This window comes from Paractinoplanes tereljensis (genome assembly GCF_016862435.1).
GTDB classification, from domain to species: Bacteria; Actinomycetota; Actinomycetes; order Mycobacteriales; family Micromonosporaceae; genus Actinoplanes; species Actinoplanes tereljensis.
The window spans coordinates 100,409-122,826 of record NZ_BOMY01000008.1 but is presented as its reverse complement, the minus strand read 5'-3'; the positions used below and the strand labels follow the sequence as shown (position 1 = coordinate 122,826).

Sequence of the window (22,418 nt, the reverse complement as noted above, 5' to 3'; positions counted from 1 at the left end):
AAGGTCGAGCCCGATGACGCAGCGTGGTCGCGCCGGCGCCCGGCCTGGCAACCGTTCCGGCGCCCAACGGTCCCGGGAAGAATCGGAGCAGCGGGCCCCCGCCGCTCCGCGCATCGACCTGGTGGCCGCCAAGGCCCGGGTGCAAGCAGTGATCGAGCCGGTCGTTCAGCAGGCCGGCTACGACCTGGAAGACGTGAACCTGTCCCGGGCCGGCCGGCGCCACGTGGTGCGGGTCCTGGTGGACACCGACGGGGGCATCAATCTGGACGGCGTGGCCGTCGTCTCGCGGGAGATCTCGGCGGCGCTCGACGCGGCCGAGGAGAGCGGCGGCGAACTGCTGGCCGGTGAATACCAGCTCGAGGTCGGTTCGCCCGGGGTGGACCGGCCGCTGACCCTGCCGCGCCACTGGCGGCGTAACCGTGGCCGGCTGGTCGCGGTCAACGGACTCACCGGCCGGGTGGCCGACGTGGACGACGCGGGCATCGCCCTGGACGTCGACGGCGAGTCCCGGACGCTTACCTACGCCGAACTCGGCCCCGGGCGTGTGCAGATCGAGTTCAAGCGCCTCGACGAGGCCGACTTCGGCGACGAAGACGAAGACGATGACAACGAAGACGACGACGAAGAGGATGGGGAGGGCAGGGAGTGAATATCGACCTCGCGGCGCTGCGCGCCCTGGAGCGCGAGCGGGAGATCCCGTTCGACACGATCGTCGCGGCTATCGAGACCGCGCTGCTGACCGCCTACCGGCACACCGATGGCGCGCAGAGTCACGCCCGGGTGGAGATCGACCGTAAGTCCGGCGTGGCGTCGGTACTCGCTCAGGAGCTGGACGCGGACGGCACGCTGGTGCGGGAGTGGGACGACACCCCGCACGACTTCGGCCGCATCGCGGCCATGACGGCCAAGCAGGTGATCCTGCAACGCCTCCGGGAGGCGACCGACGAACAGCACTTCGGGGAGTACGCGGGACGCGACGGTGACCTGATCACCGGCATCGTGCAGGCGGACGCCGCGCGGGCCGAGAAGGGCATCGTGATCGTCGACCTCGGCAAGATCGAGGCGGTGCTCCCGCAGTCCGAGCAGGTGCCGGGGGAGTCGTACGACCACGGGTCGCGCATCCGGGCCATCGTCGTGCACGTGGCCAAGGGCTTCCGTGGCCCGCAGGTCACCCTGTCCCGCTCACACCCGGCCCTGGTGAAGAAGCTGTTCGCGCTCGAGGTCCCGGAGATCGCCGACGGCACCGTCGAGATCGCCGCGATCGCACGTGAGGCAGGTCACCGCACCAAGATCGCGGTGCATTCGACAGTGCCCGGCGTGAATGCGAAGGGTGCCTGCATCGGCCCGATGGGCCAGCGGGTGCGGGCCGTGATGAGCGAACTGCACGGCGAGAAGATCGACATCATCGACTGGTCGGACGATCCGGCCCAGTTCGTCGGTAATGCGCTCTCGCCCGCGAAAGCCCTGCGTGTCGAGGTGGTGGACGCCGCCACCCGGACGGCCCGGGTGACCGTGCCCGACTTCCAGCTGTCGCTGGCGATCGGCCGGGAAGGGCAGAACGCCCGGCTGGCGGCGCGGCTGACCGGCTGGCGGATCGACATCCGCCCGGACAACGAGCCGGCCGAGCGCCCGGCTCAGTCGGATCGTGATGCGGCCGAGGCGGGAAGCTGACCGGATACGCGGGCACAACCCGCGAGGGGTAGACTTTTCCATGGCCGGTCCGACGCGCACCTGTGTCGGTTGCCGTAAACGCGCGCCGGCCTCTGAGTTAGTTAGGTTCGTCGTGGCTGGCAGCTGGGATGATTTCCGCTTCCAACCCGATCCGAACCGCCGACTGCCGGGCCGGGGAGCGCATCTGCATCCTGATCCGGCTTGCTTCGCGCAGGCGGAGCGGCGCCGTGCCTTCGGGCGGGCGTTGCGATTCACCGGTGTTGCTGACACCGGTCCGCTTGCCGAGCACATCCGTTCGGTCTCCATGCCGCGCGGAACGACCGATGACCAGGCCGCCAGGCCTGATCACGACCCAGCAAGGTAGGACGACCCAGATGAGCACACGATGAAGTCCCTGAAATGAACAGGCTTCTAGTGCACGAGTGAGGTCGTTGCGGGTGCGCTCGCACGACCTCGAAGTGAGGAGTGCAGTGCCAGGTAAGGCCCGCGTACACGAGCTCGCAAAGGAGCTCGGGGTCGACAGCAAGACCGTTCTCGCCAAGCTCAAAGAGATGGGCGAGTTCGTCAAGTCAGCTTCCAGCACGGTCGAGGCCCCGGTGGCCCGGCGGCTGCGTGGTGCTCTCGAGGCAGGTTCCGCTCCGGCGGCGTCCGCCCCGTCCGCATCCAGCGCCCCGGCTCCCGGCTCCCTGCGGCCGGCCCCATCCACCGGCGCGCGGCCGCAGCCGCCGCGTCGTCCGACCGCGCCCGCGGCGGACGCCTCCAGCGCACCCAGCGCACCCAGCAGCGCGCCGACTTCCCCGGCTCCCTCGCCGGGTCCGTTCGTGCGCCCCAAGCCGCCGGCTCCCGTCCGCCCGGGCCCCACGCCCGGTCCGGTCGCCAAGCCGGCGAGTGCTCACGACATCGAGGTGGCGGCCGCCGAGGCGCGCGCCTCGGCGCTGAAGGCCGAGCAGGAGGCCGCGGTCAAGGCCGCCCAGGCCGCCCGCACCCGGGACGCCGAGCGTCGTGCCCAGCAGCCGCAGCCCGACATCCGCCCGACCGGCCCCGGCCCGCGTCCGGGCCCCGGCTCGGTTCCGCCGCGTCCGGGTTCCCCGGCCGCGACTCCGCGCACGAGCGGTCCGTCCGCTCCGGGCGGTGGCCCGCGTCCCGGTCCCGCAGGCGGCAGCCCGCGTCCGCCGGCCCGCGGTCCCGGTAACAACCCGTTCGGTGTCTCCGGTGGTGGGGCTGCTCGGCCCACGCCGTCCGCGATGCCGCGTCCCAACCAGCCCGGCATGCCGCCGCGGCCGAGCCCGGCGTCCATGCCGCCGCGGCCCAGCCCCGCGTCCATGCCTTCACAGCGTCCCGGTCGTCCCGGTGGCGGTCCCGGCGGTGGCGGCGCAGGTCGTCCCGGCGGTCCCGGCGGCGGTCGTGGTGGTCCCGGTGGCGGCGGTGGCGGTTTCCGTCCCGGTGGCGGCGGTGGCGGTGCTGGTGCCGGTGGCGGTTTCCGTCCCGGCGGCGGTGGCGGTGCCGGCGGCGGTGGCTACCGTGGTGGTCCCGGCGGCGGTGGCGGCGGTGGCGGTGGCTACCGCGGTGGCCCCGGCGGCGGTACTGGTGGTCCGGTCGGTGCCGGCGCTCCGGGTCGTCCCGGTGGTGGCGGTCGCGGTCGTGGCGGCGGTGCCGCGGGTGCCTTCGGGCGTCCGGGTGGCCGGCCGACGCGTGGCCGCAAGTCGAAGAAGCAGCGGCGTCAGGAGTTCGACAACCTGTCGGCTCCGGCCATGAGCTCGGGCGCGCCCCGCGGCAACGGCCAGGAGATCAGGCTGTCCCGTGGCGCGTCGCTCTCCGACTTCGCCGACAAGATCAACGCGAACCCCGGCTCGCTGGTCCAGGAGATGTTCAACCTGGGCGAGATGGTGACGGCGACTCAGTCGTGTTCCGACGACACGCTGCTGCTGCTCGGCGAGCACCTGGGCTTCGACGTGCAGATCGTCAGCCCGGAAGATGAGGACCGCGCGCTGCTCGCGCAGTTCAACATCGACCTCGACGCCGAGGTGGCCGAGGACCGTCTGGTCACTCGTCCGCCGGTGGTGACCGTCATGGGTCACGTCGACCACGGTAAGACGAAGCTGCTCGACGCGATCCGCAAGACCAACGTGGTCGCCGGCGAGGCGGGTGGCATCACCCAGCACATCGGTGCCTACCAGGTCGTCGTCCCGCACCAGGGCGAAGAGCGGGCCATCACCTTCCTCGACACCCCGGGCCACGAGGCGTTCACCGCCATGCGTGCCCGTGGTGCCCAGGTGACCGACATCGTGATCCTGGTGGTCGCGGCGGACGACGGCGTCATGCCCCAGACGGTTGAGGCGTTGAACCACGCCAAGGCCGCCGAGGTGCCGATCGTGGTCGCGGTCAACAAGGTCGACAAGCCGGACGCCAACCCGGACAAGGTGCGCCAGCAGCTCACCGACTACGGCCTGCTCGCCGAGGAGTACGGCGGCGACACGATGTTCGTCAACGTGGCCGCCAAGCCGGGCACCGGCATCGACGAGCTGCTCGAGGCGGTCCTGCTGACCGCCGACGCGTCGCTGGAGCTGACCGCTCCGACCGACGGGCCGGCGCAGGGTGTCGTCGTCGAGTCGCACCTCGACAAGGGCCGTGGTGCTCTCGCGACCGTGCTGGTCCAGAAGGGCACGCTGCGGGCCGGCGACTCGATCGTGGCGGGCGGCGCGCACGGCCGCGTCCGCGCCATGCTCGACGAGAACGGCAAGACCGTGCCCGAGGCCTACCCGGCCCGGCCGGTGCTGGTGCTCGGTCTGACCTCGGTGCCGGGTGCGGGTGACACGTTCCTCGCGGCTGAGGACGACCGCACCGTGCGGCAGATCGCCGAGCAGCGGCAGGCTCGCCGCCGCGCGGCGAGCTTCGCGAACTCGCGGACCCGGGCCACCCTCGAGACGCTCATGGAGCAGCTCAAGGAGGGCGAGAAGACCTCGCTCACCCTGGTCATCAAGGGCGACTCGTCCGGTTCGGTCGAGGCCCTCGAGGACGCGCTGTTCAAGATCGAGATTCCGGACGAGATCCAGCTCAAGGTCATCCACCGCGGCGTCGGTGCGATCACCGAGAGCGACGTGAACCTGGCCTCGGCGTCCTCGGACGCCACCGCCACGATCATCGGGTTCAACGTCCGGGCCTCGAACAAGGTCAAGGACATGGCCGACCGGGCGAACGTGGAGATCCGCTACTACAGCGTTATCTACCAGGCCATCGAGGAGATCGAGGCCGCGCTCAAGGGCCTGCTCAAGCCGGAGTACGAGGAGGTCGAGCAGGGCACCGCGGAGATCCGCGAGGTCTTCCGCTCGTCCAAGATCGGCCTCATCGCCGGCTGTATGGTCCGCAGCGGTCTTCTCCGCCGCAACGCCAAGGCCCGCATCCTGCGGGACGGCGTCGTGGTGGCGGAGAACGTCACGATCAGCTCGCTGCGCCGCTTCAAGGACGACGCCACCGAGGTCCGCGAGGGCTTCGAGTGTGGTCTGACGATGAGCGGTTTCGGCAGCCCGCAGGTCGGCGACGTGATCGAGACCTTCGAGATGCGCGAGAAGCCGCGCGCGTAGTCGAGAGGTACCGGGAGCCCTCTGTCCGCGGAAAGCGCGGACGGGGGGCTCCCGCCTATATGCCTGCGATGGGGGCCGAGCCCCCAAACCCCCACGGTGCGGTGGTGGCGCTCGCAGCGCCGGTCGCGCCGCCTGCCAAGATGGCACGCATGTCCCGGTACGCCCTGCTCCTTGCGCCCTATGCCAACCGCGTCTATGCCGACCAGGCTGCGCGGTTGTCGCTCGCCGAATTGGCCGCCTTCAAGCCCGTGCTGTCGTCCGACATTTCGGACATCGGCGTGGAGAAGCTTGGCGGTGTGGAGTATCTCGGCTTCACCGGCTCGCTGTCGCCGCAGGATATTTCGTACCTGTCCAATTTGTCGGCGGCCTACGCGCTCTTCGAGCGGGTTGAGGATGACCTGCTGCGGCCGCTGGAGCTCACGCCGCTGGCGCAGTACGACAGTGACCTGATCACCATCCCGAAGTACGCGGGGAAGACCAACGAGCAGTTCACCAAGCTTGTTCTCAACCTCACGCTGCTCGCCTCGCGGTCGGCCGGGCGGATGCTCGACGGCGGGCTCACCGTCCTCGACCCGCTGTGCGGACGCGGGACCACGCTCAACCAGGCGCTGATGTACGGCTACGACGGCATCGGGATCGAGCTCGACGGCAAGGACGTGGAGGCGTACAAGCTCTTCCTCCAGACGTACCTCAAGAGGAAGCGATTGAAGCACTCGGCCGAGTTGGTCCCGGTGCGCCGCCAAGGGCGGCGTGCCGCCCGCAGGCTCGAAGTGAGCCTCGCGGCCAGCAAGGACGACCACAAGGCCGGCGCGGTGCAGAAGATCACCGTGATCCAGGCCGACACCACCCAGCTGGACGGACTGCTGCGCGGCGGCGTCGCCGACGTCCTGGTCACCGACCTGCCCTACGGGGTGGCGCACGGCAGTTACGACGATGCCGGCGGCATCACCCGCAGCCCGCTCGATCTGCTCGAGCGCGCGGTACCGACCTGGTTGCCGCTGCTGCGGCCGGGTGCCGCGCTCGGCCTGTCCTGGAACCTCAAGGTGGCCCGGCGCGAGCTGGCCGAGGACATCCTGGTCGCCAACGGCCTCGAGATCGTCGAGAACGAGCCGCTCGCCCACCGCGTCGACCAGGGCATCGAGCGCGACGTGATTATTGCCCGCAAGGTGAACTGAAAAAGGTTTACCCTGCTCGCTGATGTTTACCGAAACCGCAGTGTTCGATCTGCTCCTGCCCGGCGACTCCCGCACGCTCAAGCAGAAGCGTTCCTATGTCCGCCCGATCCTCGCGATGCTCAAGAAGTTCGAGGTGAGCGTCGCCGAGGTCGGTTTCCACGACCTGTACGGCCGGGCCCAGATCGGCGTGGCCGTGGTCGCGGCCGAGGCCGGCCAGGCCCGCGCCGTGATCGACACCTGCGAGAACCAGGTGGCCGGCCGCCCCGAACTCGAGCTGTTGTCCGTGAAGCGAAGGCTCTACGGCGACGAGGACTAGGCAACACGGCGTGGGTACGCTTCAGCAGTTGGGCGGGAGCAGTACGGACCCGCGGTAATTACAGTCGGAGGTGGGCGATATGTCGGACCCGGCCAAGACGCGTCGACACGCGGAGCGCATCAAGGAGTTGGTCGCGTCGCTGGTGCGTGAGATCAAGGACCCCCGGCTCGGCATGGTGACGATCACGGACGCCCGGATCACCGGAGACCTCCGCGAGGCGACCGTCTACTACACGGTTCTGGGCGACCCGACCGAACAGGCCGGCACGCAGGCGGCGCTGGAGAGCGCCAAGGGCATGCTGCGCACCCGCGTCGGCCACGCGCTCGGCCTGCGGCACTCGCCGAGCCTGGCGTTCGTGCAGGACAACGTGATGGACCACGCCAAGGAGATGGAGGACCTGCTCGCCGAGGCCCGCCTCCGCGACGAGGAGGTCCAGCGCCTCGCGGCCGGCAAGCAGTACGCCGGTGACCCCGACCCCTACAAGGCCGAGGACGAGGACGACGAGGACGAGGGCGCCGAGCGGGTGGGCGCGCGCGAGGACCTCGGGTGACACATGCCTCGGATTCTCCCGAGGGAGTGACTTCCCCCGAGGGAGTGACCGAAGCGGAGTGGTCCGCGGCCGTTGAGGCGGTCCGCGGGCTCACTCCCGGTCCGGACGGCGACGAGGTCCAGCTGATCTGCCACGTGAACCCGGACGGGGACGCGCTGGGCAGCATGCTGGGCTTCGCCCGGGCCCTGCGCGAGCAGGGAATCACCCGGCTGCGAGCCACCTTCGCCGGCGACTTCGAGCTGCCCACCCCCTATCAGGACCTGCCCGGCGTCGAGCTGCTCGTGCCGGAGGCCGAGGCCTTCCGCGCGCCGGCCCTGGTGATGACGTTCGACGTGGCCGCCGAGTCCCGGCTGGGCGGCCTGGTCGCGCTGCTGCGCGCGCCCTGCGTCGTGGTGCTCGACCACCACGCCTCCAACACCCGGTTCGGCCGGGTCAACCTGGTGGCGCCGCGGGCCGCGGCCACGTCGGTGGTGGTGGACGCCCTGCTGTCCCGGCTGGGCTTCCCACTCGACGCCGCGGTGGCCGAGTGTCTCTACGTGGCGCTGGCCACCGACACCGGTTCGTTCAAGTTCGACATGACCACCCCCGAGGTGCACGAGCTGGCCGCCCGCCTGATCGCCACCGGCATCAGTCCCGGCGACATCTCCCGGCGGATCTTCGACACCCGCCCCTTCGGGGCGATGAAACTCGCCGGCGAGGTGATCGGCCGGGCCGTCCTCGACCCCACCGCCGCGGCCGGTCAGGGCATGGTCTGGACGTACGCGACGCAGGCCGACCTGACCCGCCACGACCAGCGACCGTACGTGCTGGACACCCTGATCGACCCGGTCCGCGGCGTGGCCGAAGCCGACGTGGCGGTGGTGATCAAGGAGACCCCGCAGGGCGACTGGTCGGTGTCGATGCGCAGCAAGGGCGCGGTGGACGTCAGCCGGGTGGCGGTGGTCCTCGGCGGCGGTGGTCATCGCCTGGCCGCGGGCTTCACCGGTCACGGCACGCCCGAAGAGGTGGCCGCGACGGTCAAGAGCCATCTCGAAGCTCACCTGATCTAGTACGCATCTCCCATCACCCGCTTACCTTTGGTAGGCGGGTGATTACTCTGTGTCGTAACAGTCTCAAACAACGGGAACGGTGCGTCATCAGCCGACCTGAACGATAGTTTGGTCCTTAACGGTGATTTGGTTTTGCGCGGCCGTGACACCACCGCCCGCCGTGAAACCTCGAGCCACCCGGGTCCACCGACTCGGGCCGCGTCACTGACGCGCCAAGCGTCCGGCGATCCCGGACCGGCCACGTGACGCACCGCTCGACCGATTCTGGGCGCGAGCTGCGATGCCCGCGCCCCACCCACCGTGGAGGACCACCATGGCTGCCAAGCCGAAGCCCCAGCCCACCGACGAAGCCCGCGAGCAGGCGCGCCGCGCCCTGCAGACCTCGCTGGACACCCGTCAGTAACTGGTAAGCACTCAACCGCATTGCATCCCTTACTGTCGGGCGGGCATCATGGTTGTCCATGAGCCCGCCTGCCCGCCAGTCCTCTGCCGCGCTCGATCCGGCAGAGACCGGCGCTAGGGGAATCGCCCGCCTCGCGGTCCCGGCACTCGTGGTGCTGGCCGCCGAGCCGCTCTACGTCCTGGTCGACACGGCCGTCGTCGGGCACCTCGGGCGAGTGCCGCTCGCGGCCGTCGCGGTCGGCGGCACCGTCATGTCGCTGGCGGTCTGGTTCGGCAACCTGATGGCCTACGGCACCACCGGGCGGGCCGCCCGGCGGTTCGGCGCGGGGGACCGGAAGGCCGCCGTCGCCGAGGGCGTGCAGGCCTCCTGGCTGGCGCTCGCGATGGGCGCCGTCCTCGTCGTGCTCGCGCAGATCGGCGCCGGACCGCTCACGTCCGTCCTCGCCGGTGACGCCACCACCGCGCACGCCGCGGCCGGCTGGCTGCGTGTCGCCTCGCTCGGCGCACCGGGGCTGCTGCTCGCCGCGGCCGGCAACGGATGGATGCGCGGCGTGCAGGACACCCGGCGGCCGTTGCTGTTCGTGCTGGGCGCCAACGTGCTCTCCGCGATCCTCTGCCCGGTGCTCGTCTATCCGGCGGGCTGGGGCCTGACCGGTTCCGCGGTGGCCAACGTGGTCGCCCAGACCGTCTCCGGCGGCTGCTTCCTGGCCGCGCTGGTCCGGGAGACCCGCGCGCTGCGGCCGCGACCACGGGTCATCGGGCAGCAGCTCACGCTCGGCCGGGACCTGCTGATCCGCGGCGCCGCCTTCCAGGCCTGCTTCCTCTCCGCTACCGCGGTCGCGTCACGCTTCGGGGTCGCCGCGGTCGGTGCCCACCAGATCGCCCTGCAGCTCTGGTTCTTCAGCGCGCTGGCGCTCGACGCGGTGGCGATCGCGGCGCAGTCCCTGGTCGGCGCGGCGCTGGGCGGCGGCGACGCGGCCGGTGCCCGGGACGTCGCCCGCCGGGTGACCATCGCCGGGGGGATTGCCGGAATCGGGTTCGCGGTGCTGGCGGCGGCCGGCGCGGGTGTGGTGCCGGGCTGGTTCACGCCGGATCAGTCGGTGCACGAGCAGGCCGCGATCGTGTGGCCCTGGTTCGTCGGGCTGATGCCGTTCGCCGGGGTGGTCTACGCGCTCGATGGCGTGCTGATCGGCGCCGGCGACATCCGCTACCTGCGCAATCTCACCCTCGCGTCGGCGCTGCTGGGCTTCCTGCCGGCGATCTGGCTGGCCTACTGGCTCGACCTCGGGCTGGGTGGCGTGTGGGCCGGCCTCGGCCTGTTCATCCTGATCCGTTTCGTGACCACGGTGTGGCGCTGGCGCTCGGGCGGCTGGGCGGTGCTGGGCGCCACCCGCTGAGGTCAGAGCCCTAAGGTGGGCGGGTGAATGCGGACGGGCTGATCGTGGTGGACAAGCCGGCGGGGATGACCTCGCACGACGTGGTGGCGCGGATTCGGCGGCTGGCCAAGACCCGCCGGGTCGGGCATGGCGGCACGCTCGATCCGATGGCGACCGGCGTGCTGATCATCGGGGTCAACCGGGCCACCCGGCTGCTCACCTACGTGATCGGGTCGGGCAAGAGCTACGCCGCGACGATCCGGCTGGGGCAGACGACGATCACCGACGACGCGGAGGGCGAGGTCACCGCCACCGTTTCGGCGGCCGGCGTCGCCGACGCCGACATCCACTCCGGCCTGGCGGCCCAGCGCGGCGAGATCGACCAGGTGCCGAGCGCGGTGAGTGCCATCAAGATCAACGGCGAGAGAGCCTACAAGCGCGTACGCGACGGGGAGACCGTCGACATCCCGGCCCGCCGGGTCACCGTCGCGCGCCTCGACGTGCTGGCCATCCGGCGGGAGGGCGACCTGGTCGACGTCGACGTCGAGGTGGACTGCTCGTCCGGCACCTACATCCGGGCGATCGCCCGCGACCTGGGCACCGCGCTGGGCGTGGGCGGGCACCTGACCGCGCTGCGGCGCACCGCGGTGGGCCAGATGACGCTGGCCGAGGCGGTCACCCTGGAGGAGCTGGAGAAGACCGCCCCCGACGTGGTCGGCCTGCCGATGGCCGACGCCGCCCGGCAGACCTTCCCGCAGCGCACGGCCACTCCGGAGGAGGCCCGCGTGCTCAGCCACGGCGGCCCGCTCGACCCGGTCGGCATCGACGGCCCGTACGCGGTGTTCGGTCCCGAGGGCGACGTCCTCGCGATCGTCTCCGAGCGCGAAGGCCGGGCCCGCGCCGAGATCGTGCTGGCCCCGGCCTAGGTCAGGTGCCGGGCGACCGTCGCGACCAGGTCGGCGGCGGCGTAGGGCTTGTCCAGGAAGTCGTCGCAACCGGCCTCGATCGCGGCGGCCCGGTCCTGGGGGAGCACGCTCGCGGTCACCGCCACCACCGTCGGGCGCTTGTCCGCCGGCAGCAGGCCGGCGGCCAGTTCCCGGGCCAGGTTGAGGCCGTTGCCGTCGGGCAGGTTCATGTCGAGCAGGACCAGGTCGATGTCGGCGGCGCGAAGCCGGTCACGGGCCGCCGAGAGGCTTGTCGCGTCGACCACCGAGGCGGTGCGCACCGCCTCGACGCCGGCTCGGGAAAGCACCGCCTTGACCAGCGTGCGGTTCAGCTCCTCGTCCTCGACCAGCAGGATCGTGCTCATGGTCAGCTCCTTCCGGTCGCGGGTGCGCGGGTCGCCGGGTGCGACGCGGGCAGGACGGTGTCGGCGGGCAGGCTGATGGTGAAGACGCTGCCCACGCCGATCTCCGACTCCAGGGTGATCTCGCCGTCGTGTGCCTCGACGAGACGTTTGGTGAGGGCCAGGCCGAGACCGGTGCCGGCCCGCTGCCGCTCCGGGTCACCCACCTGCTGGAACTCCTCGAAGACGCGAGGCTGGTCGCTCTCCGAGATGCCCACCCCGGTGTCGGCCACCGCGACGTACACCTGCTCGCCTCGCTTTTTCGCGGCGACCGTGACCGAGCCGCCGGGCTCGGTGAATTTGATGGCGTTGGACAGCAGGTTTTCCACGATCTGCCGGAAACGCACCCGGTCGGCCAGCGCGGTGACCTCCGGCAGATCGGTGTGCACGGTGAGGTTCTTGGTGGTGAACAGCGGGGCCAGGCCGGTGAGCAGCTCGGTGATCGCGGTGTCGACCCGCAGCGGGGCCGGGCTCAGGTCCAGCCGGCCGGCCTCGATCTTGGCGAGGTCGAGGATGTCGTTGATCAGGCCGAGCAGGTGCCGGCCGCTGGTGTGGATGTGGTCGACCCACTCGGCCGGGACGCGGCGCCGGTCACCCTCCGGTTCCTCGACGCGCATCAGGTCGCTGAACCCGATGATCGCGTTGAGCGGGGTGCGCAGTTCGTGGCTCATGTTGGCCAGGAACGCGCTCTTCGCCTGGTTGGCGGCGGTGAGCGCGTCGACCGACGCGCTCAGCTCGGTGGTCAGGCGGCGCTGGGCGTCGGCGACGGCCTGCCGTTCGGCGAGGATGCCGGCCTGGCCGCCGAGCGCGGCGAGCAGCCGCAGGTCGTCGTCGTGGAACAGGGTGCGGTGCCGGTTGAACAGCAGCACCGCGCCGTCGACGTCGGGCGGCACCGGCATGGCGAGCACCGTGACGTAGTCGTCGCCGAGGTGGTCGCCGTAGTGCGCGACCAGGGCGGGGGTGCCCTCGCGCAGCCGGGCCGGGCGGCCGGCCCGGACCAGCGCGGTGATGTCGGCCGCGTCGACCTGGGTGAGCTCGGGCAGCGGCGGGCCGGCGTACGCGGTCTGGGCGAGCTGGCCGTCCGGGCGCGGCATCAGCACGGCGACCGCCTCGGCGCCGGTCTGCTCGCGCATGATCTCGGCGTACGTCTGCCAGACCTCGGCCGGGGACTGGGCGTCGGCGCGCAGCAGCCGTTCGGTGACGTGCCAGGCGGCACTTGTCGAGAACATCCGCCGCAGCCACCGCGACGGCATGAAGGCGACCAGGTAGCCGAGCCCGCTGAGCAGGGCCAGAACCCGGCTCACGGCGGTCAGCTGCGGGCCGTGCAACGCGCCGAGGGCGACGAAGACGATCATGACGCCGAAGGTGAGGGTGGCGGCGGCCGCGATGGTCAGCCGGGCCTGGTTGGCGCCGGCCCGGGTGCGGGCCTTGCCCCAGAGCAGGGCGGCCGCGACCACCTCGCTGAGGCTGAAGCCGAGGGTCATCGCGGTCAGTCCGCCCGAGGTGAGCGGGCGGGCCGTCATCAGGAGCGGAAAGGCCAGGCCGATGTACGCCATCAGCACCAGCCGGTCGAGAATCTGCGGCACCGCCCGCAGCCGCGCCGCCAGCCGGACCGTGAGGTAGGGCTGCGCCAGCAGCACCGTGGTGGTGGCGATGCCCACCCACATCGGCAGCGTGCCGCCGGCCAGCCGGCGGGTGATGTCCACCCCGAAGAACACCGTGCACGGCAGGAAGACCAGCGTCACGTTGCCCTGCAGGGAGTCGCGGCGCAGTAGATAGCCCCCGAGCGCACGGAGGAACAGCACCGCGAAGGTCAACTCCGCCGCGAGCAGGACGAGCACGCTCCAGTCGATGCGCATATCGGGGCTAATCGTAGCGTTTCGGTCGGTTCGTAAGACCGATACGCTGTGCCCGACGATTGAGCGGGAGGGCGACACATGCAGCGGTGGCGGGGCTACGAGTCGGTGCCCGGGGGTTGGGGCCGGTCGGTGGTCACGATCGGCGTCTTCGACGGCGTGCACCGCGGCCACCAGGCGATCATCGGGCACGCCGTGAAGCGGGCCCGCGACCTGGGACTGCAGTCGGTGGTGATGACCTTCGACCCGCACCCGGCCGAGGTGGTGCGCCCGGGTTCACACCCGGCGGTGCTCACCGAGCCGGTGCGCAAGGCCGAGCTGATCGAGCAGCTCGGCGTCGACGCGCTCTGTGTGGTGCCGTTCACGCCGTCCTTCTCGCACCTGACCGCCGAGCAGTTCGTGCACGACGTGCTGGTCGAGGCGTTGCACGCGGCGGTCGTGGTGGTCGGCGACAACTTCCGGTTCGGGCACAAGGCCGCCGGTGACGTGCAGGTGCTGGAGCGGCTCGGGCGTTCGTTCGGCTTCACCGTCGAGGACGCGCCACTGGTCTCGGCGGACGGACTGGTCTTCTCCTCGACGTACATCCGGAGTTGTGTTGATGCCGGGGATGTGCGGGCCGCGGCCGCCGCGCTCGGCCGGCCGCACCGCCTGGCCGGCGTGGTTGTCCGCGGTGACCAGCGCGGGCGCGAGATCGGCTTCCCGACGGCCAACCTGATGACCCATCGCTACGCGGCGGTCCCGGCCGACGGCGTCTATGCGGCCTGGCTGATCCGTGGCGGCGAGCACGCGGGCCGGCACCCGGCGAGCGTGTCGATCGGCACCAATCCCACCTTCTCCGGGCGGGAACGCCGGGTCGAGGCCTACGTTCTCGACTTCGCGGGTGACCTCTACGGCGAGCGGGTGAGCCTCGACTTCGTCGCTCACCTGCGCGAACAGCGGGTCTACGAGGGCATCGAACCGCTTGTCGCGCAGATCCGCGAGGACGTGGAACAGACCCGCGAGATGCTTCGGTAACCCCCTGGTAGGGTTGACAGGACGTTGGCTGTCCAACGACCGGTTCCGCGTGCCTGCCCGACGCCGCGGGTGCGGAATACCGTGCTTACCCACCGGCAACACAGAATTTCGGAGAGTATGGCGCTCGATCAAGACACCAAGAACAAGATCATCGACGAGTACAAGGCGCAGGACGGCGACACCGGGTCGCCCGAGGTGCAGGTCGCGATGCTGACCAAGCGGATCGCTGACCTCACCGAGCACCTGAAGGTGCACAAGCACGACCACCACAGCCGGCGTGGCCTGCTGCTGCTGGTCGGCCGCCGTCGCCGCCTTCTCAACTACGTTCAGAAGAAGGACATCGCGCGCTACCGGACGCTGATCGAGCGTCTCGGCCTCCGCCGATAAGTCTTCAGGGGGAGTGGCCGACCGGGCCGCTCCCCCTAGCTTTAACCCACGGACCCGCGCGGTTCGCCAGGCCAAGACAGACACCGGTCCTCGGTAGTGGTTCCCAGGCCAACCATCCTGGGCACTTCGATCGAAGACCGGCCAGCCTGAACATCGCGCTGAGATGACCGCCGGGTCCTCGACGAAGGAGTACCGCAACAACATGACAGAGCAGAACGCTCTCGGAACTGAGTCCCGCACCGCCGTCATCGACAACGGTGCGTTCGGCACCCGCGAGGTGACCTTCTCCACCGGTCGCCTGGCCAAGCAGGCTGCCGGCTCGGTCATCGTCCAGCTGGGCGACACCGTGGTCCTCTCCGCGACCACCGCGAGCAAGTCGCCCAAGGAGCACTTCGACTTCTTCCCGCTCACGGTCGACGTCGAGGAGCGGATGTACGCGGCCGGCCGCATCCCCGGCTCGTTCTTCCGCCGGGAGGGTCGTCCCAGCGAGGACGCCATCCTCACCTGCCGCCTGATCGACCGGCCGCTGCGCCCGTCGTTCACCAAGGGCCTGCGTAACGAGGTCCAGGTCGTCGAGACGATCCTGGCGCTCGACCCGGCCCACCCGTACGACGTGGTCGCCATGAACGGCGCCTCGATGTCGACCAAGCTCTCCGGCCTGCCGTTCAGCGGCCCGGTCGGCTCGACGCGGGTCGCGCACGTCGAGGGCCAGTGGGTCGCCTTCCCGACCCTGGAGGAGCTCGAGCGGGCCACCTTCGACATGGTGGTCGCCGGTCGTGTCCTCGCCGACGGCGACGTCGCGATCATGATGGTCGAGGCTGAGGCCACCCCGCACGCGATCAAGCTGATCTCGGCCGGTGCCGCTGCCCCGACCGAGGAGGTCGTGGCCAGCGGTCTGGAGGCCGCAAAGCCGGCCATCCGCGAGCTGTGCCGCGCGCAGAGCGAGCTGGCCGAGGTCGCCGCCAAGCCGGTCGCCGACTACCCGGTCTTCCTGGACTACCAGGACGACGTGTTCAGCGCCGTCGCGGAGGCCGTCCGCGAGGAGACCGCCGAGGCGCTGAAGATCGCCGGCAAGCAGGAGCGCGAGGAGTCCCTCGACCTGATCAAGGCGAAGGCCCACGACCTGCTCGACGAGCGGTTCGAGGGTCGCGAGAAGGAGATCAGCGCCGCGTTCCGGTCGCTGACCAAGTCCGAGGTCCGGGCCCGCGTGCTGCGCGACCAGATCCGGATCGACGGCCGTGGGCCGCGCGACATCCGGCCGCTGAGCGCTCAGGTCGGTGTCCTGCCGCGGGTGCACGGCTCGGCCCTGTTCGAGCGGGGCGAGACCCAGATCCTGGGTGTCACCACGCTGAACATGCTGCGTCTCGAGCAGACGCTGGACACGCTCGCTCCCGAGAAGTCCAAGCGCTACATGCACAACTACAACTTCCCGCCCTACTCGACCGGTGAGACCGGCCGGGTGGGTTCGCCGAAGCGCCGCGAGATCGGTCACGGCGCGCTGGCCGAGCGGGCCCTGGTGCCCGTGCTGCCGGCCCGCGAGGAGTTCCCGTACGCGATCCGCCAGGTCTCCGAGGCCCTGAGCTCGAACGGCTCGACCTCGATGGGCTCGGTCTGCGCCTCGACGCTGTCGCTGCTCAGCGCCGGTGTGCCGCTGAAGGCGCCGGTCGCCGGCATCGCGATGGGCCTCATCTCCGACGAGGTCGACGGCAAGACGCAGTACGTCGCGCTCACCGACATCCTCGGTGCTGAGGACGCGTTCGGCGACATGGACTTCAAGGTCGCCGGCACCAGCGAGTTCGTCACCGCCCTGCAGCTGGACACCAAGCTCGACGGCATCCCGTCGGACGTGCTGGCCGGCGCGCTGCAGCAGGCGCACGACGCCCGCGCGACGATCCTCGCCGTGATGGAAGCGGCGATCAACTCGCCCGCCGAGATGTCGGAGTACGCACCGCGGGTCACCTCGGTGAAGATCCCGGTCGACAAGATCGGCATGGTCATCGGCCCGAAGGGTCAGACGATCAACGCGATCCAGGACGAGACCGGCGCCGACATCTCGATCGAGGACGACGGCACGATCTACGTCGGCGCGACGAACGGCCCGTCGGCCGACGCCGCGGTCGAGCGGATCAACGCGATCGCCAACCCGACCCTGCCGAAGGTCGGCGACAAGTTCCTCGGCACCGTGGTGAAGACGGCCGCGTTCGGCGCGTTCGTCTCGCTGCTGCCCGGCCGCGACGGCCTGCTGCACATCTCCAAGGTGGGCGACGGCAAGCGGGTCGACAAGGTGGAGGACTTCCTCAACGTCGGCGACAAGGTCGAGGTCTCGATCGCGGACATCGATGCCCGCGGCAAGATCTACCTCGACAAGGTCCGCCCCGAGGGCGAGGAAGCCCCGGCTGCTCCGGCCGCGGCCGACGGTCAGGCTCCGCGTGAGTCCCGCCCGCCGCGCGAGGACCGCGGTCCTCGCGGTGAGGGTGGTCCTCGCGGTGAGGGTGGCGGCGAGCCCCGCCGTCGTCGTCAGCGGCCCGCCGGCGAGCGCGGCAGCGCTCCTCGGGAGTAATCACCAGTGACAGCTAGTTCGCGCGGGCCGGCTGAAAAGCCGGCCCGCGTCGTAACCAAGACCTTGCAGGAAGGTGCCAAGCGCACCACCCTGCCCAGCGGCCTGCGCATCGTCACCGAGGCGATCCCCGGCACCCGGAGCGCCTCACTCGGCGTCTGGGTGGGGATCGGCTCCCGGGACGAGACGCCGAACATGTCGGGCGCCTCGCACTTCCTCGAGCACCTGCTGTTCAAGGGCACCCACAAGCGCACGGCACTGCAGATCTCGGCCGAGATCGAAGCGGTCGGCGGCGAGACCAACGCCTTCACCACCAAGGAATACACCTGCTACTACGCGCGGGTGCTGGACGCCGATCTGCCGCTCGCGGTAGACGTGCTGGTCGACGCGGTGGCCGACTCGATCCTCGAGCCGTCCGACGTGGAGACCGAGCGGGCGGTGATCCTCGAAGAGATCGCCATGCACGAGGACGAGCCCGGCGACGAGGTGCACGACATCTTCACCGAGGCGATCTTCGGTGATCACCCGCTGGGCCGGCTCATCTCGGGGACCGAGGAATCGATCACCCCGATGACCCGCAACCAGATCAACGGCTTCTACCGGCGGCGTTACACGCCGTCGCAGATCGTGGTCGCGGCGGCGGGCAACCTCGACCACAACACGGTCGTACGCCTGGTCCGCAAGGCCCTCGCCGGCACGCCGCTGGACGGCTCCGCGGCCGCGCCGGCCGACCCGCGCGCGGGCAGCAAGCGGGTCCGCCACCAGAAGCCGCACACGGTCGTCCGCAACCGGGACACCGAGCAGGCGCACGTGGTGCTCGGCGGGGTCGGCATCGGCCGCCGCGACGAGCGCCGGTTCGCCCTGGGCGTGCTCAACAACGTGCTCGGCGGCGGCATGTCCAGCCGTCTCTTCCAGGAGATCCGGGAGAAGCGCGGGCTGGCCTACTCGGTCTACTCGTACGCCTCGCAGTATGCCGACGCCGGCCTGTTCGGCGTCTACGCCGGCTGCGCGCCCGGCAAGGTCGAGGAAGTTCTCGACCTGGCCCGCACCGAGCTGGCCCGGGTCGCCGCCGACGGCCTGACGGCCGAGGAGATCGCCCGGGGCAAGGGCATGGTCAAGGGATCGTACGTACTGGGACTCGAGGACTCGGGCTCCCGGATGAGCCGGCTCGCCAAGTCGGAGCTGCTCTACGGCGACCTGATGAGCGTGGACGAACTGCTCGGCCGGGTCGACGCGGTCACCAAGGAAGAGGTCGACGCGATCGCCGCCGACCTCCTCGCCCAGCCGATGTCGCTGGCGGTGGTGGGTCCGTTCGACGAGGCCCAGTTCCCGCACGGCTAACCTTGGACCCCGTGACGACGCTGGAGACACCGCCCGAGACCGACCTCCCACCCGACCGGCGCCGCCGCCGGATCATCGGGATGACGGTCTGGGCGGTGGCCTTCGTCCTGTTCGTGGCGTTCGTCGGGGTGCCGACCAGCGACCCGCTCACCGCCTTCGGCTGGCTGTGGCTGGCCACCATCGCGTGGCGCAACTACCAGCCGTGGCGGGAGCACCTGCTCTTCCTGCGGGACTGGCTGCCGGTGGTTCTGCTGCTGGTCTTCTACAACGTCTCGCGCGGCTCCGCCGACAAGCTCTTCGCCCCGCACGTCCAATTCATGATCGACGCGGACGAGCACATGTTCGGCTGGCTCACCGGCGGCCGCATCCCGACCATCTGGCTCCAGCAGCATCTCTACGACCCCAGCCACGTCCCGTGGTGGGAGGTCGTGACCACGATGGTCTACATCTCGCACTTCCTGACCGTGCCCACGGTCGCCGTGGTTCTCTGGGTCCGCAGCCGGGGCCTCTCCTACCGGTTCATGCGCCGCTGGATCGCGCTGAGCATGGCCGGCCTGGTCACCTACTTCCTGTACCCCGCGGCCCCGCCCTGGTGGGCCGCCGAGAACGGCTACCTGGCCGAGCCGGTCGCCCGGTTCTCCTCGCGCGGCTTCGACGTGCTGGGCCTGCACAGCGCCGGCAACACGCTCAACGCGCTGCAGGTCGAGCAGTCCAACCCGGTGGCCGCCATGCCGTCCCTGCACACCGCGTACGCGATGATGGCCGTCGCCTTCTTCCTGCCGATGGTCCGCAAGCGCTGGTGGCCGCTGCTGCTCGCCTATCCGCTGGCGATGACCTTCACCCTCGTCTACACCGGCGAGCACTACGTGGTCGACGTGCTGCTCGGCTGGTTCTACGTGGGTGCGATCTTCCTGACCGTGGGCTGGGCCGAGCGCCGGTGGGCTGCCCGCAAACGATAGGTTGATCCGGTGACCCTTCGCGTTGGTGTTCTCGGTGCCCGGGGCCGGATGGGCCTAGAGGTGTGCAAGGCGGTCGACGCCGCCCCCGACCTGGAACTGGTCGCCATGATCGACCAGGGCGACGTGCTGTTCAGCGCGTCCGACAACCATGCCGAGGTGCTCGTCGACTTCACCACCCCCGACGTGGTGATGGACAACCTGCGGTGGGCGATCGAGCGAGGCATCAGCGCGGTGGTGGGCACCACCGGTTTCACCGATGATCGCCTGGCCCAGGTGCGCGCCTGGCTGGCCGAGAAACCCGAGGTGGGCGTGCTGATCGCCCCCAACTTCGGCATCGCCGCCGTGCTGATGATGCAGTTCGCCGCCAAGGCCGCCCGCTACTTCGAGTCGGCCGAGATCATCGAACAGCACCACCCCCGCAAGCTCGACGCCCCCAGCGGCACCGCGACCCGCACGGCCCAGCTGATCGCCGCGGCCCGCGAGGAAGCCGGCCTGGCCCCGATGCCGGACGCGACGAAGGAAGAGGTGGACGGCGCCCGCGGCGCAAGCATCAACGGCGTGCGGGTGCACGCGGTGCGCGCGGCCGGCCTGCTGGCCCACCAGGAGGTCATCTTCGGCACCGACGGCGAGCTGCTGACCATCCGGCACGACTCGCTGGACCGGGTCTCCTTCATGCCCGGCGTCCTGCTGGCGGTCCGCAACGTCCAAAAACACCCAGGCCTGACCATCGGCATCGACTCCCTGCTGGACTAGCTCGCGCTTTTTTAAGTACGCCGCACGACCAGTCCCGGGAAGCTCAGTTTCTCTGCGCGAGACTCACCCTCCGCGCGCCCGCGCCGGGCGGGCCCGGCGGAAACGCCGCCATTTGCCTGCTCCTGCCCCGTGCCGCGACTTGCGCCGGCCCGCTGTGGGCCCTCACGCCAGGCGGAGTGTGGGCGGTAGGCCGGTGAGGGCGGTGCCGTCGAAGTTGACCTCGTGGCCCGCTATGCGCAGGCCGCTCACGGCCGGCGCGCCGGGCAGCGGATTCAGGTGGATGACGCCGGACGGGACGTCAGGGGTCAGGCCGATCCAGGACTGCAACATCAGGATCGCGGCGGCGGCTGACCAGGCCTGCGGGTGGCAGGCCGCGGGGTAGGCGACCGGGCGGGACAGGTCGGACCGGGAGTCTCCGGCATGGAGTTCCGGTAGGCGGAAGTCGAAGGTCTCGGCCGCGGTCAGCAGACCGTCGAACAGCGTCATGGCCTCGGCGGTGAAGCCGCCCCGCGCCAACCCGGCGGCGACGATCGCGGTGTCGTGGGCCCAGACCGAGCCGCAGTGATAGGAGAGCGGGGCGAAGCCGCGGTCGTTCGACGACATCGTGCGCAGGCCGTAAGCACCGGACATGTCATCGCCGGCCAGCGCCGCGGCGACGGTCGCCTCCTCGGCCGCGGTCAGCAGACCGGTGCCCAGCAGATGGCCGATGTTGCTGGTCAGGGAGTCGACCGGGCGCTTGTCGCCGTCCAGGGCGAGAGCGGGATGCCGGCCCTGGTTCACCCAGAAAGCGGCCCGGAACCGGTCGGCCAGCGAGGCCGCCCACTGGCGCCAGCGGGCGCCGCCGGGGCGGTCGAAGGCGTCCAGCAGGGCGGCGCCGTCCAGGGCCGCGCGATAGGCGTACCCCTGCACCTCGGCCAGGGCGATCGGCGCCGTGGCGCGGCGGCCGTCGTGGAAGCGGATCGCGTCACCCGAGTCTTTCCAGCCCTGGTTGGCCAGGCCGTGGCCGGTCGTGTCGAGGTATTCGAGGAAGCCGTCGCCGTCCGGGTCGGCGTGCTCGCCCAGCCAGGCCAGGGCGGCCGCCAGCTGCGGCATCAGCGCCGCGATCTCGGTAGCGTCATGGCCCCAGCGCCAGGTGTCGTGGAGCAGGCTGATCCAGAGCAGGGTGGCGTCGATGGTGCCGTAATAGGTGGCCGGCAGCGACGCGTGCACGTCGGAACGGCGCAGCTCATGCATGATCTTGCCGGGGGCCTCGCCGGTCTCCGGGTCGAGCTTTGCGCCCTGCCGGCGGGCCAGCACCCGCAGCGTGCCGACGGCCAGGTCGGTGCCGAGCGGCAGCAGCATCCGGGCCGCCCACAGGCTGTCCCGGCCGAACAACGTCAAATACCACGGCACGCCCGCGCCCAGGAACGTGTCGCCGTCGTCGATCGCGGTGGTCAGGCGCAGCGCGGCCAGGTCGTCAAGTGATCGATCGACCAGCCGGGGGAGTCGCCGGTCGTCGGCCCGCACCGACGGCCGGGACCACTCGCCGCGGGGGCCGGGGAACATCACCGCTTTCGGGTCCTCGACGGTCAGCGACCAGCGCAGCACCACCGACTGGCCGGGCGCGAGGCTGACCTGCCAGGTGCGGGCCGGGTCAAGGTGGACGGTCACGTCGAGCCGGGCGCCGGACTGCCGGCCGGAGCGCACCACCTCGAGCGGTGCGAGGTCACTCGCGGTCTCGACGGTGACCGTGGTGGTGACCGGGACGGTGGCGGTCGAGGCGATCTCGATCTCCTCGTCGACCGCGCCGGGGCGGACCCGGCGGGTGCGGATCACCCGGATCGTCGGGTCGGCGATCGGGTCGCCGAGCCGGCGGGCGACCGAGACGAACCGGGTCACGCCGGGGCCGGCCGGGGCGTAACCGATCGGCTCGGGTTCCTGGTCGTCCAGACGCAGCACGGCCGTGGAGAGGACCCGGCCGTCGGCGTGGAAGACCCCCTGCACCCCGGTGGGTCTGATCTGACCGTCCGCACCGGACAGTGCCACGGTCGGCGCGGCGATCGTCGGGACGAGGTCGTGCAGAAGTGGCTGAAGCGGCCTCACAAGA

General features: G+C 70.9%; 19 protein-coding genes. 16 read left to right on the top strand and 3 right to left on the bottom strand.

The genetic code is table 11. From position 1 onward, the window contains the following. Nucleotides 1-13 precede the first annotated feature (13 nt). The 10 genes from rimP to truB all read left to right on the top strand — a co-directional run bounded on the left by rimP (nucleotide 14) and on the right by truB (nucleotide 11,046). Complete coding sequence (rimP, locus tag Ate02nite_RS06185; protein ID WP_203800324.1) at nucleotides 14-649, top strand: ribosome maturation factor RimP; 636 nt, start codon at nucleotides 14-16, stop codon at nucleotides 647-649. Next, entirely contained in the window at nucleotides 646-1,671 is a 1,026-nt protein-coding gene (nusA, locus tag Ate02nite_RS06180) for a transcription termination factor NusA (protein ID WP_203800322.1), read from the top strand. Before rimP ends, nusA begins: the two co-directional genes overlap by 4 nt. Further along, nucleotides 1,649-2,035: a YlxR family protein gene (locus Ate02nite_RS06175; protein ID WP_438871158.1), complete on the top strand. Its 387-nt coding sequence runs from the start codon at nucleotides 1,649-1,651 to the stop codon at nucleotides 2,033-2,035. The genes nusA and Ate02nite_RS06175 overlap by 23 nt, the downstream gene beginning before the upstream one ends. A gap of 106 nt (nucleotides 2,036-2,141) precedes the next feature. Then, nucleotides 2,142-5,252, top strand: coding sequence for a translation initiation factor IF-2 (infB, locus tag Ate02nite_RS06170; RefSeq protein ID WP_203800318.1), 3,111 nt, complete (start codon nucleotides 2,142-2,144; stop codon nucleotides 5,250-5,252). Between the two features lie 149 nt (nucleotides 5,253-5,401). Further along, a complete protein-coding gene (locus tag Ate02nite_RS06165; protein ID WP_203800315.1) occupies nucleotides 5,402-6,427 on the top strand; it encodes a TRM11 family SAM-dependent methyltransferase in 1,026 nt (341 codons plus the stop codon). Nucleotides 6,428-6,449: 22 nt separating this feature from the next. Beyond that, nucleotides 6,450-6,743: a DUF503 domain-containing protein gene (locus Ate02nite_RS06160; protein ID WP_203800313.1), complete on the top strand. Its 294-nt coding sequence runs from the start codon at nucleotides 6,450-6,452 to the stop codon at nucleotides 6,741-6,743. A gap of 79 nt (nucleotides 6,744-6,822) precedes the next feature. Next, nucleotides 6,823-7,293, top strand: a complete 471-nt coding sequence (gene rbfA / locus Ate02nite_RS06155) for a 30S ribosome-binding factor RbfA (protein WP_203800310.1) — start codon at nucleotides 6,823-6,825, stop codon at nucleotides 7,291-7,293. A gap of 44 nt (nucleotides 7,294-7,337) precedes the next feature. Then, nucleotides 7,338-8,342, top strand: coding sequence for a DHH family phosphoesterase (locus Ate02nite_RS06150; protein ID WP_203800307.1), 1,005 nt, complete (start codon nucleotides 7,338-7,340; stop codon nucleotides 8,340-8,342). A 461-nt stretch (nucleotides 8,343-8,803) separates the two neighbouring features. Next, nucleotides 8,804-10,141, top strand: a complete 1,338-nt coding sequence (locus Ate02nite_RS06145; RefSeq protein WP_203800305.1) for an MATE family efflux transporter — start codon at nucleotides 8,804-8,806, stop codon at nucleotides 10,139-10,141. 23 nt (nucleotides 10,142-10,164) lie between these two features. After that, on the top strand, nucleotides 10,165-11,046 hold the full coding sequence (gene truB, locus Ate02nite_RS06140) for a tRNA pseudouridine(55) synthase TruB (RefSeq protein ID WP_203800290.1): 882 nt from the start codon (nucleotides 10,165-10,167) through the stop codon (nucleotides 11,044-11,046). On the opposite strand, the gene Ate02nite_RS06135 is transcribed toward truB, so the two are convergent. Both Ate02nite_RS06135 and Ate02nite_RS06130 read right to left on the bottom strand, forming a co-directional pair. After that, nucleotides 11,043-11,429, bottom strand: a complete 387-nt coding sequence (locus tag Ate02nite_RS06135) for a response regulator (protein WP_203800287.1) — start codon at nucleotides 11,427-11,429, stop codon at nucleotides 11,043-11,045. The genes truB and Ate02nite_RS06135 overlap by 4 nt on opposite strands. 2 nt (nucleotides 11,430-11,431) lie before the next feature. Further along, a complete protein-coding gene (locus Ate02nite_RS06130; protein ID WP_203800284.1) occupies nucleotides 11,432-13,324 on the bottom strand; it encodes a sensor histidine kinase in 1,893 nt (630 codons plus the stop codon). 78 nt (nucleotides 13,325-13,402) lie between these two features. Here Ate02nite_RS06130 and Ate02nite_RS06125 point away from each other — a divergent pair, with 78 nt between their 5' ends. The 6 genes from Ate02nite_RS06125 to dapB all read left to right on the top strand — a co-directional run bounded on the left by Ate02nite_RS06125 (nucleotide 13,403) and on the right by dapB (nucleotide 20,332). Then, nucleotides 13,403-14,335, top strand: a complete 933-nt coding sequence (locus tag Ate02nite_RS06125) for a bifunctional riboflavin kinase/FAD synthetase (RefSeq protein ID WP_203800274.1) — start codon at nucleotides 13,403-13,405, stop codon at nucleotides 14,333-14,335. A 117-nt stretch (nucleotides 14,336-14,452) separates the two neighbouring features. Continuing rightward, a complete protein-coding gene (gene rpsO / locus Ate02nite_RS06120; RefSeq protein WP_203800271.1) occupies nucleotides 14,453-14,722 on the top strand; it encodes a 30S ribosomal protein S15 in 270 nt (89 codons plus the stop codon). A gap of 202 nt (nucleotides 14,723-14,924) precedes the next feature. Further along, nucleotides 14,925-17,282, top strand: a complete 2,358-nt coding sequence (locus Ate02nite_RS06115) for a polyribonucleotide nucleotidyltransferase (protein WP_203800254.1) — start codon at nucleotides 14,925-14,927, stop codon at nucleotides 17,280-17,282. 6 nt (nucleotides 17,283-17,288) lie between these two features. Beyond that, nucleotides 17,289-18,620, top strand: coding sequence for a M16 family metallopeptidase (locus tag Ate02nite_RS06110; protein WP_203800251.1), 1,332 nt, complete (start codon nucleotides 17,289-17,291; stop codon nucleotides 18,618-18,620). A gap of 80 nt (nucleotides 18,621-18,700) precedes the next feature. Continuing rightward, on the top strand, nucleotides 18,701-19,579 hold the full coding sequence (locus Ate02nite_RS06105) for a phosphatase PAP2 family protein (RefSeq protein ID WP_203800617.1): 879 nt from the start codon (nucleotides 18,701-18,703) through the stop codon (nucleotides 19,577-19,579). A 9-nt stretch (nucleotides 19,580-19,588) separates the two neighbouring features. Further along, nucleotides 19,589-20,332, top strand: a complete 744-nt coding sequence (gene dapB / locus Ate02nite_RS06100; RefSeq protein WP_275422797.1) for a 4-hydroxy-tetrahydrodipicolinate reductase — start codon at nucleotides 19,589-19,591, stop codon at nucleotides 20,330-20,332. A gap of 162 nt (nucleotides 20,333-20,494) precedes the next feature. Here dapB and Ate02nite_RS06095 read toward each other — a convergent pair whose 3' ends face one another. Then, nucleotides 20,495-22,414 carry a glycogen debranching N-terminal domain-containing protein gene (locus Ate02nite_RS06095; RefSeq protein WP_203800248.1) on the bottom strand — a complete coding sequence of 640 codons (1,920 nt, stop codon included), beginning with the start codon at nucleotides 22,412-22,414 and terminating at the stop codon, nucleotides 20,495-20,497. Between the last annotated feature and the right edge of the window lie 4 nt (nucleotides 22,415-22,418).